At 60.6% G+C, this 16,623-nt stretch carries 12 protein-coding genes; all 12 read right to left on the bottom strand.

Features of this window, described 5'->3' with window-relative positions:
* Positions 1 to 21 precede the first annotated feature (21 nt).
* Complete coding sequence (locus AC1D2Q_RS16905; protein WP_064619523.1) at positions 22 to 759, bottom strand: cephalosporin hydroxylase family protein; 738 nt, start codon at positions 757 to 759, stop codon at positions 22 to 24.
* A 16-nt stretch (positions 760 to 775) separates the two neighbouring features.
* Positions 776 to 1,846, bottom strand: a complete 1,071-nt coding sequence (locus tag AC1D2Q_RS16900) for a class I SAM-dependent methyltransferase (RefSeq protein WP_477813914.1) — start codon at positions 1,844 to 1,846, stop codon at positions 776 to 778.
* Complete coding sequence (locus tag AC1D2Q_RS16895; RefSeq protein ID WP_477813913.1) at positions 1,836 to 2,693, bottom strand: NAD-dependent epimerase/dehydratase family protein; 858 nt, start codon at positions 2,691 to 2,693, stop codon at positions 1,836 to 1,838. The genes AC1D2Q_RS16900 and AC1D2Q_RS16895 overlap by 11 nt, the downstream gene beginning before the upstream one ends.
* Complete coding sequence (locus AC1D2Q_RS16890) at positions 2,690 to 3,916, bottom strand: methyltransferase domain-containing protein (RefSeq protein WP_477813912.1); 1,227 nt, start codon at positions 3,914 to 3,916, stop codon at positions 2,690 to 2,692. The genes AC1D2Q_RS16895 and AC1D2Q_RS16890 overlap by 4 nt, the downstream gene beginning before the upstream one ends.
* The gene (locus AC1D2Q_RS16885) at positions 3,913 to 4,473 is read right to left on the bottom strand and encodes a dTDP-4-dehydrorhamnose 3,5-epimerase family protein (RefSeq protein ID WP_477813911.1); all 561 of its coding nucleotides are present in this window, start codon (positions 4,471 to 4,473) and stop codon (positions 3,913 to 3,915) included. Before AC1D2Q_RS16885 ends, AC1D2Q_RS16890 begins: the two co-directional genes overlap by 4 nt.
* On the bottom strand, positions 4,470 to 5,552 hold the full coding sequence (gene rfbG / locus AC1D2Q_RS16880) for a CDP-glucose 4,6-dehydratase (protein WP_305411590.1): 1,083 nt from the start codon (positions 5,550 to 5,552) through the stop codon (positions 4,470 to 4,472). The genes AC1D2Q_RS16885 and rfbG overlap by 4 nt, the downstream gene beginning before the upstream one ends.
* A complete protein-coding gene (gene rfbF / locus AC1D2Q_RS16875; RefSeq protein WP_305411589.1) occupies positions 5,534 to 6,307 on the bottom strand; it encodes a glucose-1-phosphate cytidylyltransferase in 774 nt (257 codons plus the stop codon). Before rfbF ends, rfbG begins: the two co-directional genes overlap by 19 nt.
* Positions 6,308 to 6,869: 562 nt before the next feature.
* On the bottom strand, positions 6,870 to 10,442 hold the full coding sequence (locus AC1D2Q_RS16870; RefSeq protein ID WP_428632661.1) for a glycosyltransferase: 3,573 nt from the start codon (positions 10,440 to 10,442) through the stop codon (positions 6,870 to 6,872).
* Positions 10,443 to 10,537: 95 nt separating this feature from the next.
* Complete coding sequence (locus tag AC1D2Q_RS16865; protein WP_428632659.1) at positions 10,538 to 12,103, bottom strand: flagellar hook-associated protein 3; 1,566 nt, start codon at positions 12,101 to 12,103, stop codon at positions 10,538 to 10,540.
* Between the two features lie 13 nt (positions 12,104 to 12,116).
* A complete protein-coding gene (gene flgK / locus AC1D2Q_RS16860) occupies positions 12,117 to 14,177 on the bottom strand; it encodes a flagellar hook-associated protein FlgK (protein WP_428632657.1) in 2,061 nt (686 codons plus the stop codon).
* Positions 14,178 to 14,200: 23 nt separating this feature from the next.
* Positions 14,201 to 15,499 (bottom strand): flagellar assembly peptidoglycan hydrolase FlgJ, encoded by a 1,299-nt coding sequence (flgJ, locus tag AC1D2Q_RS16855; RefSeq protein ID WP_477813910.1) that lies wholly within the window; start codon positions 15,497 to 15,499, stop codon positions 14,201 to 14,203.
* Between the two features lie 11 nt (positions 15,500 to 15,510).
* On the bottom strand, positions 15,511 to 16,620 hold the full coding sequence (locus tag AC1D2Q_RS16850) for a flagellar basal body P-ring protein FlgI (RefSeq protein WP_477813963.1): 1,110 nt from the start codon (positions 16,618 to 16,620) through the stop codon (positions 15,511 to 15,513).
* Positions 16,621 to 16,623 lie beyond the last annotated feature (3 nt).

The following is a 16,623-nucleotide window of genomic DNA, read 5'->3' as shown; positions in this document are numbered from 1 at the left end:
AGTACCTGAAGCTGTTTTTGATTAACGAACGCGACGCAGATAGCCGTCCGGCGCCACGGTGATCAGCAGTTTGTTTTGCATCTGCTGGTCGATCTCGAAGTCCTTGTTCTCTTCCAGGTACTTCCACACCGCAGTTTTCGGGTTATCGCCCGGGCCCCATGGACGATCCGGGAAGAAATCGGCTGGCATGTCTTCGACCACGGTGTCCATGACCACGCAGTAGCTGTCCACCGACACCAGTGGTGCGTACAGGCGCAACTCTTCCAGCACATGATCGTGGGTGTGATTGGAATCGAGCACCAGAATGACTTTCTTGCCTTCAGCAGCAGCACGCACTTGGGCGGCGATGGCCGGGTCGATGCTCGAACCTTCGATCATCGAAATGCGCTTGCTCATCGGGTGGCTCTCGATGGCTTCGCGGTTGTGTGCCCGGATGTCGAGGTCGATACCCAGCACTTCGCCGTGGCCTTGCAGCTCCAGCAAGGAGGCGTAGTAGATGATCGAGCCGCCGTGGGCAATGCCGCACTCGATGACCAGATCCGGTTTGACCTGCCAGATGATTTCCTGCATCGCCATCATGTCTTGCGGCAGCTGGATGATCGGACGGCCCATCCACGAGAAGTGGTAGCTGTACTTGTGCTTGGCCGACTCGTTGAAGAAATCCCGGGCCAGGCCGGTGAGTTTCTGGTCGTCACCCTGCTGGGCGATTTGTTCCCGGCATTCGGCTTCGAAGGCTTTATTGATGGTGTTGTCGGTCATTTTAGAATCTCAATAGTCACTGGAACGAAGCGCTGTCGACGGCGTGATAGACGTAGCGTCCACCGGTCATCCGCTTGATTTCTTCGAGGTAGTTGGAGTTCATCACAAACAGATTGGCGCCTTCGGGCAAGGCATCCATGGCCTCTTGCGGCGAAGACACCCGCACGCCACTCAGGGGCAGATAACGGCCCTGTTTGGCCGGGTTGATATCCACCACGCGATCCACCGCCACACCCGCGCGTTGCAGGAACAGCGAATAAATCACGCCTTTGGACGAGGCACCCCAGATCGCCGAACCTTGCTCGGGCGCCGCTTGAATGATCTGCACCGCACGCTCAAGGCTGCTGGTGAAACCGTCCGGCAATGCCAGGCGCGGCACCGGTTGTTCCGGCGTCAGGCGCAGCGTGGCCAGGTCGGCGACGATGTACAGGTATTGGCCACCGAACAGGTGACCGGCCTCGTGCACGGTGCCGAACATCCGGCGCAGGTCATCGAGGCGGAAATAATTGACGTGCTCGTAGAACAGGTCGAACCAGGCGCGGTGCTCAAGAATCCAGTCGAAGCACGGCACTTCGATGTAGATCTGCCCGCCCTGATTGGCCTCGGCCATCTCGGCGAGAAAACTCACCGGGTCCTGGATATGCTCCAGCACATGCCGCAGCACGATAGCGTCCGCCGACAGCCCCAGGCCGCGGGTGAACGGCGCCTTGATCACGTCGGCGTTGTCGCCTTCGTAGGCCGGGTCGATGCCGGTGATGGCGTAGCCCAGGCCTTTGAGCAGCTCAAGAAAGTAGCCTTTGCCGCAGCCGACTTCGATCAGTTCCTGCCCCTTGAAGTGACGGGCAATGATCCCTTCGACATCGCTCAAGTGCTTCTGGAACTGGCCTGAATGCGCCTGCTCGTTCTGATAGTCAGCGTCGTAGCTGAGCTTGTCGGCGTCGAAGGCCTGATTGAAGATCAGCCCGCTCGTCTCGTCCTGCACCAACAGCATGTCGGCGCTGGCCGAAGCCCTGGCCGACTCCGGGTCGGCAAAGGTACGGTTCTGCAACACCGGCAGGTCGGCGACCCGATACAACTCATGCCTCATGCTCTGCTCCCAGTAGCTGTTGCAAACGGTCCGCCACGCCCCAGAACGCCATCGGCTCATGGGTCGGGTATGGGTAATGGCCCAGGTTCAAACGAATCGAGGCGCCGCGTTCGCGCAACCGCTGCTCGACCAACACCCTGACCGATACCGGTTGGCCGCTGGAACAATTGATCACGCCGTCGAAGTCGCGCTGTTGCAGGATCGCGGCGAGGTAATCGGCGGCCGCGTCGATCGCCAGGTAATCGCGCAACTGCTCGCCGGCCGACATGTTGAAGCTGTCGTCCCCGGCGTCGATTGCCCGGTCCAGTGCCGCCAGTAAACTGTTGGGGTTTTGCCCGACACCGTGCAGGTAAAACAGCCGTGCCCATTGCAGGGTGAAGGGCTGTTGGCGCTGCAGGTTTTCGAGGAACAGACGCAAGGTGTTCTTGGCCAACCCGTAAGGGTTACTCGGGCGCGCCTCGGTCTGCTCGCTGAGCGGCCCACTCTGCTGACCGTATTCGAAACAGGTGCCGGTGACCAACACCTGCGACACGCCCGCCTCGACCGCGCCCTTGATGAACCGGTAATCGGCCATCAAGTTGTGCTCGAAGTGAAACAGCGCCTGATAATTCGGCAACCCCGGCCAGGCGAGATGCGCCAAGGCATCGACGCCATCGGTCAGCGCGGCGAAGTCCAGGTCGGCGGCATGAACATCCGCGGCCACGAACTCCACGGCGTTGATCCACGGTAATTGCGCGGCGGCCTCGGCGTTACGCGCCACGGCCCGCACCTCGCAGCCACGGGCGAGCAAAGCCGCGACCAGATGTCGGCCGACGAACCCGGTGGCACCGGTGACCAGCACCTTCACAGTACGGTCAACTCAGGCACGGCGATCACGAAACGGCCATCCCACTGACGCACCTGGGCCAGTTGCTGACTGACTTCGTGCAGCAAATTCCACGGCAATACCAGGATGTAATCCGGCTTTTCCAGATCGATCTGCGCCGGCGAAACGATCGGAATGCGACTGCCCGGCAAGTACTTGCCCTGCTTGTGCGGATTCGCATCGGCCACCCAGGCCAACAGGTCCGGTTTGACTCCGGCGTAGTTGAGCAAGGTGTTGCCCTTGGCCGCCGCGCCATAACCGACCACACGCTTGCCGTCGGCCTTGGCCTGCAACAGGAAACGCAGCAGTTCGTGCTTGATGCCCTCGGCCGCTGGCGCCAGGGTCGCGTAGTACTCGGGGGTTTTCACTCCCGCTGCAAGCTCGGCCTGCAACTGCTGTTGAACGGCTGGCTCTACCTCACGGCGAACACCGTCGGCCCGCTGGACGAACACCCGCAACGAACCGCCATGGGTCGACAACTGGCCGACGTCGAATACTTCCAGGCCATTGCGCTCGCACAAGGTCTGCACGGCGGTCAGGGACAGGTAGGAATAGTGCTCGTGATACAGCGTGTCGAACTGCTGCCCGGCCATCAGCGTCAGCAGTTGTGGAAACTCGAACGTCGCCACACCCGTCGGCTTGAGCAAGGCGGCAAAACCACCGAGAAAATCATTGATGTCCGGGACGTGGGCCAGCACGTTGTTGGCGGCCATCAGGTCGGCAGCCCAACCTTCGTTTTTCAGCTGCGCAGCGGTGTCGCGACCAAAAAACAGTTCGCGAATCTCCAGGCCTTTTTCCCGCGCCGCTTGCGCGGTGCTGCGGGTTGGCTCAACGCCCAGGCAAGGGATGCCGCGCCCGGCGACGTACTGCAACAGGTAACCGTCATTGGCGGCGATTTCCACCACGCGGCTGTCGGCAGTCAGGCCGACGCGTTCGACCATCTCGGCTACATAGCGCTCGGCATGGGCCAGCCAGGTGCTGGAGAACGAACTGAAATACGCATACTCGGCGTCGAACAGGCTGTCGGCACTGGTGTAATCCTCGGTCTGCACCAGCCAGCACTGCTGACACACCGCGACCTTCAATGGTACCCATTGCTCGGCTTGTTCCAGACGATCGGCGTGCACATAGGCGTTGGATGGCGGCGAGGTGCCGAGATCGATCAGCGGCAAGGCCAGAGGAGTACCGCAACCACGGCAGTTCATAGACGCACTCCAGCGAAGTGTTCATCGATCAAGGGATGGCTGGAATCCCTGGCCGACAGATTATTGACAGGCAACGGCCAGGCAATCGCCAGCCGTGGATCGTTCACCGACAACCCGCCCTCGTGCGCAGGCGTGTAATCAGCGCTGTGCAGGTAGAGCAATTCGGCGTCATCGGTCAGGGTCTGGAAACCGTGGGCGAACCCGGCCGGGATCAGCAAGCTGCGACCGTCACCGGCCTTCAGGTGCTCGGCGTGCCAGTGCAGAAAGGTTTCGGAATCGGGGCGCAAGTCCACCGCCACATCCCAGACCTCGCCGCGCAGGCAGGTAATCAACTTGGCTTCCGGCGCATTGGAATTTTGATAATGCAGACCGCGCACACTGCCCCGCTCACGGGTGCAGGAATGGTTGATCTGGCGGATATGAAACGGCTGGCCGAAAGCGCTCAGGCTGCCTTCACAAAACAGCCGGGCGAAATGCCCGCGATCATCTTCGAAGCGTTTGTGCTGCACGCTGAACAGACCGGCCAGCGGCAAGGCTTTCAACAGAAACTCGCTCACAACGCGCCTCGGTACAGGTTCAACTGGTTCAGGGTGACTTCACGCATGTCATCACCGTTCTGCCACGCCAGGTGCCAATCGAGGGTCTGGGTCAGGCACTGCTGCAACGACCAGCGCGGTTGCCAGGCCAACCGTTGACGGGCGCGACTGCTGTCCAGGCGCAGCAGCCCGGCCTCATGCAAATCACTCGGTTCGATGCGCAATCCGCGTGCTTGCGGCCAGCGGCTGGCAAGCAACTCGACCACTTCGCCGACGCTGCACATGTCCGCTTCGCTCGGGCCAAAGTTCCACGCGCCGGCAAACTGAGGGCCTTGCTCATAGAGACCTGCGGCGAGTTGCAGGTAACCCGCCAAAGGTTCAAGAGCGTGCTGCCAGGGGCGCACGGCTTGCGGGTAGCGCAGGGTTACCGGCTGGTCGGCCGACCAGGCCTTGAGCACATCGGGAATCAGGCGTTCCGGCGCGAAGTCGCCACCGCCCAACACGTTGCCGGCCCGCGCGGTGGCCAACGCCAAGCCATGCTCGGCGTACTTGTCGGCCGGGAAAAACGATGCGGCGTAAGACTGCGCCAACAATTCGCAGCAAGCCTTGCTGCTGCTGTAAGGATCGTGACCGCCCAAGGCTTCGTCTTCGCGGTACGGCCACAGCCATTCCTTGTTGGCGTAGACCTTGTCGGTGGTCACTAACACACAGGCACGCACGCCGCCGACCTGGCGGATCGCTTCGAGCAGATTGAGCGTGCCCATGACGTTGCTGGAATAGGTGCCGAGCGGATCGCGATAGCCTTCGCGCACCAGCGGTTGGGCCGCCAGGTGCAGGACGATTTCCGGCTGGGTTTCGGCGATCAGTTCCAGCAAGGCGCCCAGATCACGCAGATCACCGCGCTGATCGTTGATGCCCTCATGTACCCGCGCCAGTTCGAACAGGCTCGGCTCGGTGGACGGATCGAGCGAAAACCCGCTGACCTCGGCCCCGAGGCTTTGCAGCCACAACGTCAACCAGCTGCCCTTGAAACCGGTGTGGCCGGTCAGCAGCACCCGTTTGCCACGCCAGAACTCCGGACTCAGGCCCATTGCTTCCATGGGGCCTCCCCGCTCTGCCACAGCGCTTCGAGGTGGTTCTTGTCGCGCAGGGTGTCCATCGGGTGCCAGAAGCCTTCGTGTTCGAAAGCCTTCAACTGTTCGTCCTGGGCCAGCCGGGTCAACGGCTCGGCTTCCCAAGTGGTCTCGTCACCGCCGATGTACGACAGCACTTTCGGCGACAGCACGAAGAAGCCGCCATTGATCCAGCCGCCGTCGCCACGGGGCTTCTCGGTGAAACCAAGTACCTGATCGCCGTGACGCTCCAGGGCGCCGTAACGGCCCGGCGGTTGTACGGCGGTGACGGTCGCCAGACGACCGTGGACGCTGTGGTAGTCCACCAGTTGACGGATATTGATATCGGAGACGCCATCGCCATAGGTGAAGCAGAACGCCTCTTCATCCTTGAGGTAACGGCCGGCGCGCAGCAAGCGGCCACCGGTCATGGTTTCCTCGCCGGTGTCGATGAGGGTGACGCTCCACGGCTCGCTGTAGTTCTGGTGCACGTCCATGCGGTTGTTGCGCATGTCGAAGGTGACGTCGGAGGTGTGCAGGAAGTAGTTGGCGAAAAAGTCCTTGATCGCATAGCCCTTGTAGCCAAGGCAGATCACGAAGTCATGAATCCCGTGGGCGGAGTACTGTTTCATGATGTGCCAAAGAATTGGCTTGCCGCCGATCTCGATCATTGGCTTGGGCTTTAGGTGCGACTCTTCGCTGATGCGCGTGCCCAGGCCACCCGCCAGAATTACTGCCTTCATCGTCTCCCCTCTTGTTCTTCACAGAGCTCGGCCAAGCTATTTCAAGCTTCTGCGGGCTGTCTGGCTAATACGCTCTGCCGTGTCAGGCGCTGGCGTACCGGCCGCAAGCGCTCGTTTTATGGCGATATGAGGGGGGGCTTGCAGGAAACGCGCCAGCTCGGCGGGCCCCGCGTCGTCGGCGTTATCAGACATGAAAAAGGGGCTGAGTCCGGTCAACAGCAACCGGAGCCATCCCCTTCAGCGGTGTAGCTAGCGTTCAATCCGGATTCAAGATTGAGAGTGAGGGCATTGAACTCCGGGATCATCCAAACATGGCAAACGCGTATCCACGCCGTTTGTCCCGTTCATCACTGCCATTTCGACTTCTTCCTTGCCATGTTGTTGAACCAGATACCTACAGAAAACGGCGCCCGACGAGCGACGTCACATCCTCATTTCAATAAATGTTTATCCCGATGCTTTCGGCAGGTCCAACTCGAACTGGAGAAGAAAAAACACCTTGAAATAAAACAAAAACAGGCGACGTAAAGTCGCCTGTTTTCAAGGGATGGGTCGAAGCCAATCAATCCGGTAACCAGCCCCACAACCAGTGGTTCAGGTTGTCGCCACGCAACATGAAATCCCGATGCACCGCTTCACGCAGCTCATCGCCCATGCGGTAACTCGCTTCCGGATCGGCCAGGTGCATGCGGATCGCCTGAAGCCATTCGTCTGTGCTGTTGCTATAAACCTTGGTGCACGGCAAGTGGCCGCGGTAGGCCTCAGTGTCGGTGCAGATCACCGGATATCCGCAGGCGCCGTATTCCAGCAAGCGCAGGTTGCTTTTGCAGTCGTTGAAGATATGGAATTCCAGCGGTGCCAGCGCCAGATCGAGATTCAGACTAGCCAGTTTGAACGGGTAGCCCTGCAAGCTGATGGCTGAGTGAAACTCGTGGATGTAGGGGCGCAATTCGTCCGGGCACATGCCAAAAAACACCCACTCCACTTCGTTCGCCAATTCGCGAACCACGTCGGCAATGATCTCCAGGTCACCGGTATGGCTGGTGCCACCACCCCAGCCGACCCGCGGCTTGCCGGAGGTACGGCGGCGGCTGGTCAGTGTCGCCCATGGGTCCGGCGATAGCATGTTCGGCACCACGCGGATCTCGCTGTGCATGCTCGACAACGCATCGGCCAGTGGTTGAGTGGTGACCACGACACGGTCGCACAAGGCAATGCCTTCGCGCAGCATCTGTTCGGTATTGACCGGTTTGTTCCGCGCATGGGTGTTTTTCTTCGGCGCGCTGACCACGTAATCGTCAAGCTCGAAAATCCGCAATGCACTGGAATATTTCTTCATCCGCAGAATGTCACTGACAGCACCTTCGCTGTAACGGCATTGCAGGATGATGGTGTCCGGGGACAGGCGCTCGATCTCAACTGTCGACGGCGACTCATAAGCCCACCGAGCAATGACCCGGCCAGATGCTTCAAGCTCTGCCAAAGGTCCCGTGACGCGATAATGCCCGACAGCCGAACTGTTGACAGGCAAACCGAGAATCAGCGGCAAGGCTCGGGTGCAGAACGGGTTCCAGTTATTGCGCAGCGACGGCTCCAGGCTGAAGCTGGAAACCCCAAGGCTCAGCGCCGGGCTGTAGGCCGGATCCTTGGCGATCTTCGGCAGCCATTTGCGATAGAAGACTTCCTGTTCATGCTCATGCAGCGCCAATGTCAAAGGCGGCGTCGGCGATACATCTTGCGGCACCCACACCACACTGGCGTAAGGCGTCCAGACCACCAGATAACCATCCTTGCTCGCCCGCAAACACAAGTCGACGTCGCTGAGCCCCTGGGTGAAGGTCGCCTCATCGAACTGCTCGAGCTCATCGAATACTTGCTTGCGTACCATCAGGCAGTGACTGCTCACCGCGCTCCAGTTCTGGGTCACGTGCAAACGCTGCATGTAACCGCGAGAACCGGCCGCCTCGCCATGAAACGGTGAACCGACCGGCCCGGCCAGGCCAAGAATCAACCCGGCACTGACGATCAAGCCTTCGGGGTTTAGGATGCGAGCACCGACCACCCCCACTTCCGGGCGCTGGGCGTGATTGAGCAATTCATCCAGCCAGTCGCTGTCGCAGATCACTGTTTGCGCGCTGAGCAGTAGCAAGTACTCGCCATGAGCCAGGCTCGCAGCGAAGTTGCGAATCGCCGCATCGTTGGCGTCACCGGCGTAACGCAGTACTCGCAGCATCGCGGCACCCAGCTGCGCCATCGCCTCCAGCCAATCGAGCATCGCCGGGTCGTCCGTGCCGCTGTCAACGATCAGGATTTCGTATTGGCTATAAGCCGTACGCTCGATCAAGCCTTCGACGCAACGCTGTAAGGCGTACAGCGAATCGCCGGTCTGGATGATGATCGATACCAGCGGACGCGCCCCATGGAGGTAGTCGATGCGGTTGATCAACGGCAACCCTTCCTGCCGGATCGCGTGCGCCACACCAATACGATCCAGGTGTGCGCTAACCATCCCGGCGTTGTTCTCGATCACTTCGGGCAACGACAGCCAGGCGGCGAAAGACTGACTCGACTCAACCTGGATTTCGGCGATGTGCTCGATGGTTTGCGGCCCGGCCTCTTCCACCAAACGCCATATCAAATCGTGCGGCGCCAGCTCACCGTGAGCCGAATCAAAACCGCCCAGCGCCATGAAGCGCTGCCGCTCGAAGGCCAGGGTTCGGCCAACATAGGGATAGGCGCGCATCAGATCGAGGTTGAAATCGGGTTTGAACACCGGGTCGACCGACTCACCATCGATCAGCGCACCCTCGTCGCTATAAGCACAGAGAATGCCCGCCGAACCCGCAATGCGTTCGGCCAGAATCAGCAGAGCCGACTCGCGCAAGGTGTCGCCAGCATGCAGCAGATAAAACCAGTGGGCACCTTCCAGTTGCGGTACCACGGCGTTGAGCTGTTGCGCCCAATCTGCCTGGAACGGCAATTGCACTACACGATCGTCGGTCGCACACACGGCATCGGACAGCACCAGTACGGCCTGAGGCGCGTACAGTTGCTGGCTAATGCTCTGCAACGTAGTCTTGAGCGCCCCACCGTCAGCAGTGCCGTCGATCACGATCGGCACGATCTGCGGACGAAACGCCCAGCTGTCGAGGCGGTGCGGCATGAGCCGCTGCTCGACATCGGAGAACCTGCGGATCGCCAGCCATTCTCGGTAGAAATCGGCGTAACTTTCGCTCTCCCCGCCCACTCGGCCAGTCACCACCGTGTTGCGGTTGCCCAGAATGCGCACCACGCACAACTCTTCCCAGGCGTGGGGCTGGTCAGAGATTTTGGCCAGTTCGATATAGCGCACCCACCCCGATGCCGGCGCCGACTCACCGCTGCGCGCCGCGAGCATCTGCGAAAGCCAGCTCCACTCCACCGCCGCAGCCTTGATCATCTCCGGGGTTTTGCTCAAACGCTCCGGGTACAGGCGTTCGGTACTCAGCACGGTGCCCAGGGACACCAGGTTACCGCGACGCATCAGGCACACAAACAAGGCGAAATCGAGCATGGCGACGAAACCGGCGCCTTCCTGAATCAGGGCCGGCAACAGCTCCAGCACATCGGCGCGACGCATCAGGGTCGAACTGAAATTGCCGAGGAAATTCTTCGGTGTGCCTTCGAAAATCGCCAACATGTCATCGCCCTTGAGCAAGGCGTCGTTCGGCGAAAACCGGCAGTTGTCGACCCGTGGCGGCAGGATGAAGTTGCCGGCATCGCTGAGCATTCGCAAGGCAAACACCACATTCACGTCCGCGTGGTCAATCAGCACCTGCGCCTGCAATGCAACGCTCGGTGCGAACAGACGGTCGTCATCGCACAGCACTTTGATCAATTCGCCACGGGCTTCTTCCACGCAGCGCAGCACATTTTTCTGCAACCCCAGACGTTGCGGATTACGCAGGTAGCGAATCGGGTGAACCGGTTCAACGAAAGCATCGACAATGCCGCGAATTTCATCATCCGGCGAATCGTCACAGATGACGATTTCGACGTGCTCATAGGTCTGGGCGAGCGCACTTTCCAATGCCTGACTGAAGAAGCGCGGGTTAAAGGCGGGGATGACAATGCTGACGAGGGGGCGTTGATTCACGGCGGGAAACTCTCGAGCGGCGGGCCTCTGCCCTTTCAGGCAGAGGCCCCGGAACCGCTTGGAAAAAGACGGTTGGCAGCTCGGCGGACGCCGGCTCAGACCTTGTTGAACAGGCCCAACTGAGCAATTTTGCTGAAGGCCAGTTGCGAGGCCTGCAACATGGTCTGTTGCAAGGTCAGACGGGTCATCACCTCCGCCGGATCGGAATCGCGGATCGAGGATTGGGTCTGGGAATTGGCCAGTTTCAGGCTCTGGTTGGTATCGCTCTGGGTTTCCAGAGCCTGGCCACGACCGCCTACCGAACTCAAGGCACTGGACAACTGATCGATGCCGCTGGCCAGGTTGGCATTACCCGAAGCCAGTGCCGCTTGCAGTTTCTGAGTGGCGATCGGGTTGCCATTGGTCGGCGTATTCAGCGCGGTTTTCAACTGGCTCACGGTGTCCAGAATGTTCTGGGTTTCGTGAGTATTGACCGCAATGCTGAACTGATCGTTGGCAGCCGGCGCACCGCTCAGAGTAAAGCTCACACCCGATGCGGTGGCGACGCTGCCGGCCATGGTCCCGGTGGACACCGGCCTGCTGCTGGCCGTCAAAGGCGCTGCGTACAGTTCGAAGGCGGTGGCACTGGTGAACTTCAGGATCGCCGAACCGCCAGGAAAACTGGCGTGGTAATTCACCGGATTGGTGATGCTGCTGGCGGTGACCTGCGCCGTCGAAGGGTTGCTCGGGCTAGCGGTTGCGGTGAAGGTGTCTGGTTTGGCCGCCAGGGTAAAGGTGTGGCCGGGCAGCACGGTTGCCGCCGTATCACCGGTGCTCAGATTGATATTCAGGGTCAGCTCGACCCCGCGGAAACTGACGGCCTGGCCGGTCTTGCTGGCAGGATCGAATGCACCACCCTGGCTCGCTTCGGCAGTCACGTCGTTACCGACCGAGTCAGTGATCTTCAACTGCGTACCGCTGACGAAGTCCACGGTATACGGCTCGCCACTGCGGAACTTGCTGTTGTAGGTAACGCCCGACGACACCTGGCCATTGGACAGGGTCACGCGACCGTCATCCACCGCCGGTGCGGTCATGGTGACCTGGCTGCGGCTGGTGTTGATCGCCTGCTGGAACGCATCCCAACCGGTGCTGTTGGTGGCCATCGACATGGTGTCGCCGACCGCCAGGTCAAGCGTCACCTGGTCACCGTTGTAGCTGTAGGTGCCGTCGTTGTTGCGTGTGAACGGCACGGTATCACCCTTGGAGCCGGCGAAGATGTACTTGCCGTTCTCGTCCTGGCTGTTCATCAGGCTCAGCAATTGCTCTTCGATCTGCCCCAGCTCCGAGGCATTGGCCTGACGGTCGGCATCCGTGAAACCGGCGTTACCGGAGCTGACAGCCAATTCCTTGGCGCGCTGCAATACGTTGCCGATACTGGTCATCACCGCTTCGGTGGCCCCCAGGGTGGCCTTGATAGTGGTGGTGTTGGCCTCGTACTGATCAAGCATCGAAGCCTGCTGACCCAATTGCAGCAGACGCGAAGCGCCGACCGGATCATCCGCCGCGGTATTCACGCGAACCAGGCTGCTGGCCTCTTCGCTGCTCTTGACCACGTTGGAAAAGTTCTTCTGATAGTTGGCAGCAGAGGACTCGTAAAACTGGGCGGTAGAAATGCGCATGGGCTACGACTCCTTAAAGACTGTTGATCAGTGTGCTGAAGATTTCCTGCGCAGCCTTGATGATCTGCGAAGACGCGGTGTAGTACTGCTGATACTTGACCAGGTTGCCGGTTTCCTCATCGAGGTCGACACCGGACAACGAGTCGCGAGCGCCCTTGGCGTTGGCCAGAATTGCTTCAGTGGCAGCACTGTCGAGCTTGCCTTGCGCAGCCTTGGCGCCGACGCCTTCGACCAGTTTGCCGTAGGCGTCGTTCAGGGAAATACCGTTACTGGCCGAACCGGTGTCCACGGTCTGTTTGGTCTGCAAGGCGGCCAGTGTGGTGCCGTTACGATTGTCCAGCGAACCCGGCTGGCTGAGCGAAACGTTGATCGCGGTACCGTTGCCAGGCGAGCCGGCCACGGTCATGTCAAACGACACAGTGCGCTGCACGATCGGCGGTCCCGGATCATTGATCGCGGCACCGGTGGCGTCGACCAGTGGAATGGTCAGGCTCAGCGTATTGTTCTGGCCCGGCACGATGGTGCCGCTGCTGAGCGAGTTGCCTTGGGCATCGAGCATTTGGTAGGTCTGAGTCGTACCACCGGTCGCACCAAATACGATTTTGACCGGCGTCGAAGTCTTCAGGCCGTTCTGGATCGTGGTAGTGGTCGCTGTGTCGTAGACGTCGAACTTGGTGGTCAGGGTCGGCTGACCGCTGGCCGGAATCGTCAGTGTGCCGCTGCCGCCCGCGGCAATGGCCGCGCCCAATGGTGCCGCGATGGCCAGACGTTTGGAGTCGGTCATCTCGGTCTTGATGTTGGTCGCCGCGTTGCGGGTCGGGGTGATCTTGAACGTGTCGCCGGCGGCTGCGGTGCCACCGGAAAGTGTCATGGAGAAACCATCGATCACCGGCGGTGGCGTGGTCAGCGTGCTGAACGCGCCCATGGCGGTGCCTTCAGGCAGACGCTGCACGGTGTAGTTGGTGGCGCTGGTGAAGGTGACCTTGTAATCGTTGATGGTCAGCTTGCCGCTGTCCTCGATGCTCACATCGAAGTTGCCTGAGCCGGCGCTGTTGCCGACCGTGGCAACGCTGCGCTGAGCCATTTGCGCGGCAGTGTTGATGCTGTTGAACAGGTTCGAACCGAAGTCACCGTTCTTGTCGATGCCCTGGGCCTGGACGGTGTTCATCTGATCGGCGACGACCAGCGCCACACGCCCCAGCTCGTTCATGGCCGGGTCCAGCACGGTGCTGCGATAACGCAGCAAGCCGCCCATTTCGCCACCGGTCATCACCGAGGTGATGTCGATGGTGCTCGAACCGCGATTGAGCTGAATGGCCGAACGCGACGGGTCGTCTTTGCTCGGCACCACTTCCAGCTTGCTGGCGGTGCTGCCCATGACCAGCGGCTGACCGCTGCCCAGGTAAATATCGAGATTACCGTCACGCTCGAGCACTTGCGCCCCGGTGAAGGTGGACAACTGGCGCACGGTCTCGTTGCGCGCGTCGAGCAAGTCGTTGGGCTGGCCGCCGGCGTTGGAAACTTCGGAGATCTTCTGGTTCAACTGGGCCACGGTGGTCGCCAGTTTGTTGACCTGATCGGCCATGTTCTCCAGATTGCCGTTGATGTTCGCGTTCTGCGTGGTCAACTGGCTGGAGATCGAGTTGAACCGGTTGCTCAGGGCTTGCGCATCGCTGAGCAGCAGTTGGCGGGAAGCATCGTCGCCCGGTTTGGCGTTGACGTTCTGTACCGAGGCAAAGAACTTGGTCAGGGCGCCATTGAGGCCGGTGCCGCTGTCCGACAGCAAGGCATCGAGCGGGCTGATCTGCCCGGCGTAGGCAGCCGAGTCGCTGTTGAGCGAGGTGGTGGTTTGCAGTTGCGCATCGAGGTAGCTGTTGTACACCCGACGCACATCGGCCAGGGTCGTACCGGTGCCGATGTAGACATTGCCGAACTGATTCGAGGCCTTGCTGCCCTGCACGGTTTGCTGACGCGAGTAGCCTGCGGTGTCGGCGTTGGCAATGTTGTTACCGGTCACCATCAACGCGCTTTGGCCAGCGGATAAACCCGACATCCCGATGTTGAGCAAACTCATGATTCAAACCTTATGCCTTGTGCCTATAAAGGCGTAGTGGAAGCGCCCGCTGCAGCGTAGTTTTGGTAACTCGTCATCTGCTTGGCTATCTGCGAAATCTTGCTTGCGTAATCCGGGTCGGTTGCATACCCGGCTTTTTGCAACTCGCGTACAAACTGTTCTGGGTTATCGGCCGACTTCAGCACATCTTGATAGCGATTGTTGCTTTGCAGCAGCGTCACAAGGTCATGGAAACTGTCCTTGTACGAGGCGTAGGAACGGAACTCGGCCGTCTCCTTGACCATCTGGCCATTTCTGAATTCGCTGGTGATCGCCCGCGCCGAATCGCCCTTCCAGTTACCACTGGCCTTGATCCCGAACAGGTTGTGGCTACTGCTACCATCCTGGGCACGCATGACGGATTTGCCCCAACCGGTTTCCAGGGCGGCCTGTGCCACCAGGTAACGCGGATCGACACCGATACGGTCGGCGGCTTCTTTGGCCATTGGCAGCATGGTGTTGACGAATTCGTCGGCGGAACTGAAGGCTTTCTTCGCCGGCGCCAGGGGGATTTGAGCCATGGCACGACCATAAATCTGCAGGCGCCCGCTGGAGGTCGTATCCGTTTGCGAAGCCAGCCAATCGCCGTTGTACAGCGGGCCGGAACCGGTCGTGGTGCTCGGCGGCACCTGGATTTTGTTCTGCGTTGCGGTGGCGGTTGTCGCCGTGGTCGATGCTGACGGCACCAGCCCTGCGAGCAAACGGTCGGCCAGTTTCGGTGGCAGCGCCAGACGCCGCTGATTGATCAGCGCCATGTCGTTGCGGTGTGCGCCTTCGCCCGCCCCTGCCGGCGCCCTCACCGCGCGTGAAGCCCACAACGGGCGCTCGCCGTTGAGGCGCGACAGCGGCCCATTGGTGGCGACCGTACCGGCGGCAATCGGTGTTTCCACGGCGGCCTTCGCGGCGGCTTGCTTGGCGGCAGACGCTGCGGCGGCCTCACCCGGCGCCAACGGCTTGTTCTTCGACATCTGGCGCATCAGCACATCAGCCAGACCAATACCGCCACCTTCGCGGGACAGGGAAACGGCCAACTGCTGGTCGTACATTTCCTGGTATTGCTTGGCTGCCGGCGTGTTGAGCGGATTATCCTTGCCCAGCGCTTCGGTGGCCGAGCGCATGGACTTGAGCATTTCGCCGAGGAACAGCGACTCGAATTCCTGCGCCACTTTGCGCATGTTCGCATCGCTGTTCTTGTCGCCGACCTTGAGCTGATTCAAACGATTCAGGTCCGAGTAGGACCCCGAATCGCTGCTGCTGACCAGACCGCTTTTGCGCATATCCATGATCGCCGCCCTCAGATCACGATCAGGTCGGCTTGCAACGCGCCGGCCTGTTTCAACGCTTCGAGGATCGCCATCAAGTCACCCGGTGCCGCGCCGACCTGGTTCACCGCACGAACGATCTCGTCGAGGGTGGTGCCCGGACCGAACTTGAACATCGGCTTGGCTTCTTGCTGAGCGTTGACCCGTGAACGCGGCACGACCGCCGTCTGCCCGTTGGACAGAGGGCCGGGCTGGCTGACGATCGGGTCTTCGGTGATGGTCACGGTCAGGCTGCCGTGGGTCACGGCGGCCGGGGAAACCTTGACGTTCTGGCCGATCACGATGGTGCCGGTGCGCGAGTTGATGATGACTTTCGCCACCGCCTGGCCCGGGTCGACTTCGAGGTTTTCGAGGATCGACAAATAGTCGACACGCTGGCTCGGATCGAGTGGCGCGGTCACGCGGATCGAGCCGCCATCGATGGCCTGGGCGACGCCAGGGCCAAGCATGTCGTTGATCTTGTCGACGATGCGCTTGGCCGTGGTGAAGTCCGAACGGTTGAGGTTCAGGGTCAGGCTGTTGCCCTGATTGAAACCGCTCGGCACTGCACGCTCGACCGACGCACCGCCGGGGATGCGACCGGCTGACGGAACGTTGACGGTGATCTTCGAACCGTCACGACCTTCGGCATCGAAACCACCGACCACCAGGTTACCCTGAGCCACGGCGTAGACATTGCCGTCGATACCTTTGAGCGGCGTCAACAGCAAGGTGCCGCCGCGCAGGCTCTTGGAGTTACCGATGGACGCTACGGTGATATCTATCTGCTGACCCGGCTTGGCGAACGCTGGCAAATCGGCGCTGATCGACACGGCCGCAACGTTCTTCAATTGCACGTTGCCGGAACCTGCCGGCACCTTGATGCCGAACTGCGAGAGCATGTTGTTGAAGGTCTGCAGGGTGAACGGGGTCTGGGTCGTCTGGTCACCGGTACCGTTAAGCCCGACCACCAGGCCATAGCCGATCAATTGGTTGGAACGCACGCCGGAAATACTGGCGATGTCCTTCAGCCGCTCGGCTTGAACGTCGAAGGCTACGGACAGCAACAGGGCGCCCACCATCAGGTGTTTGAAGTTCAACATGCT

This window comes from Pseudomonas sp. P1_A1 (assembly GCF_056406935.1).
This window is presented reverse-complemented; position numbering and strand designations above follow the sequence as displayed.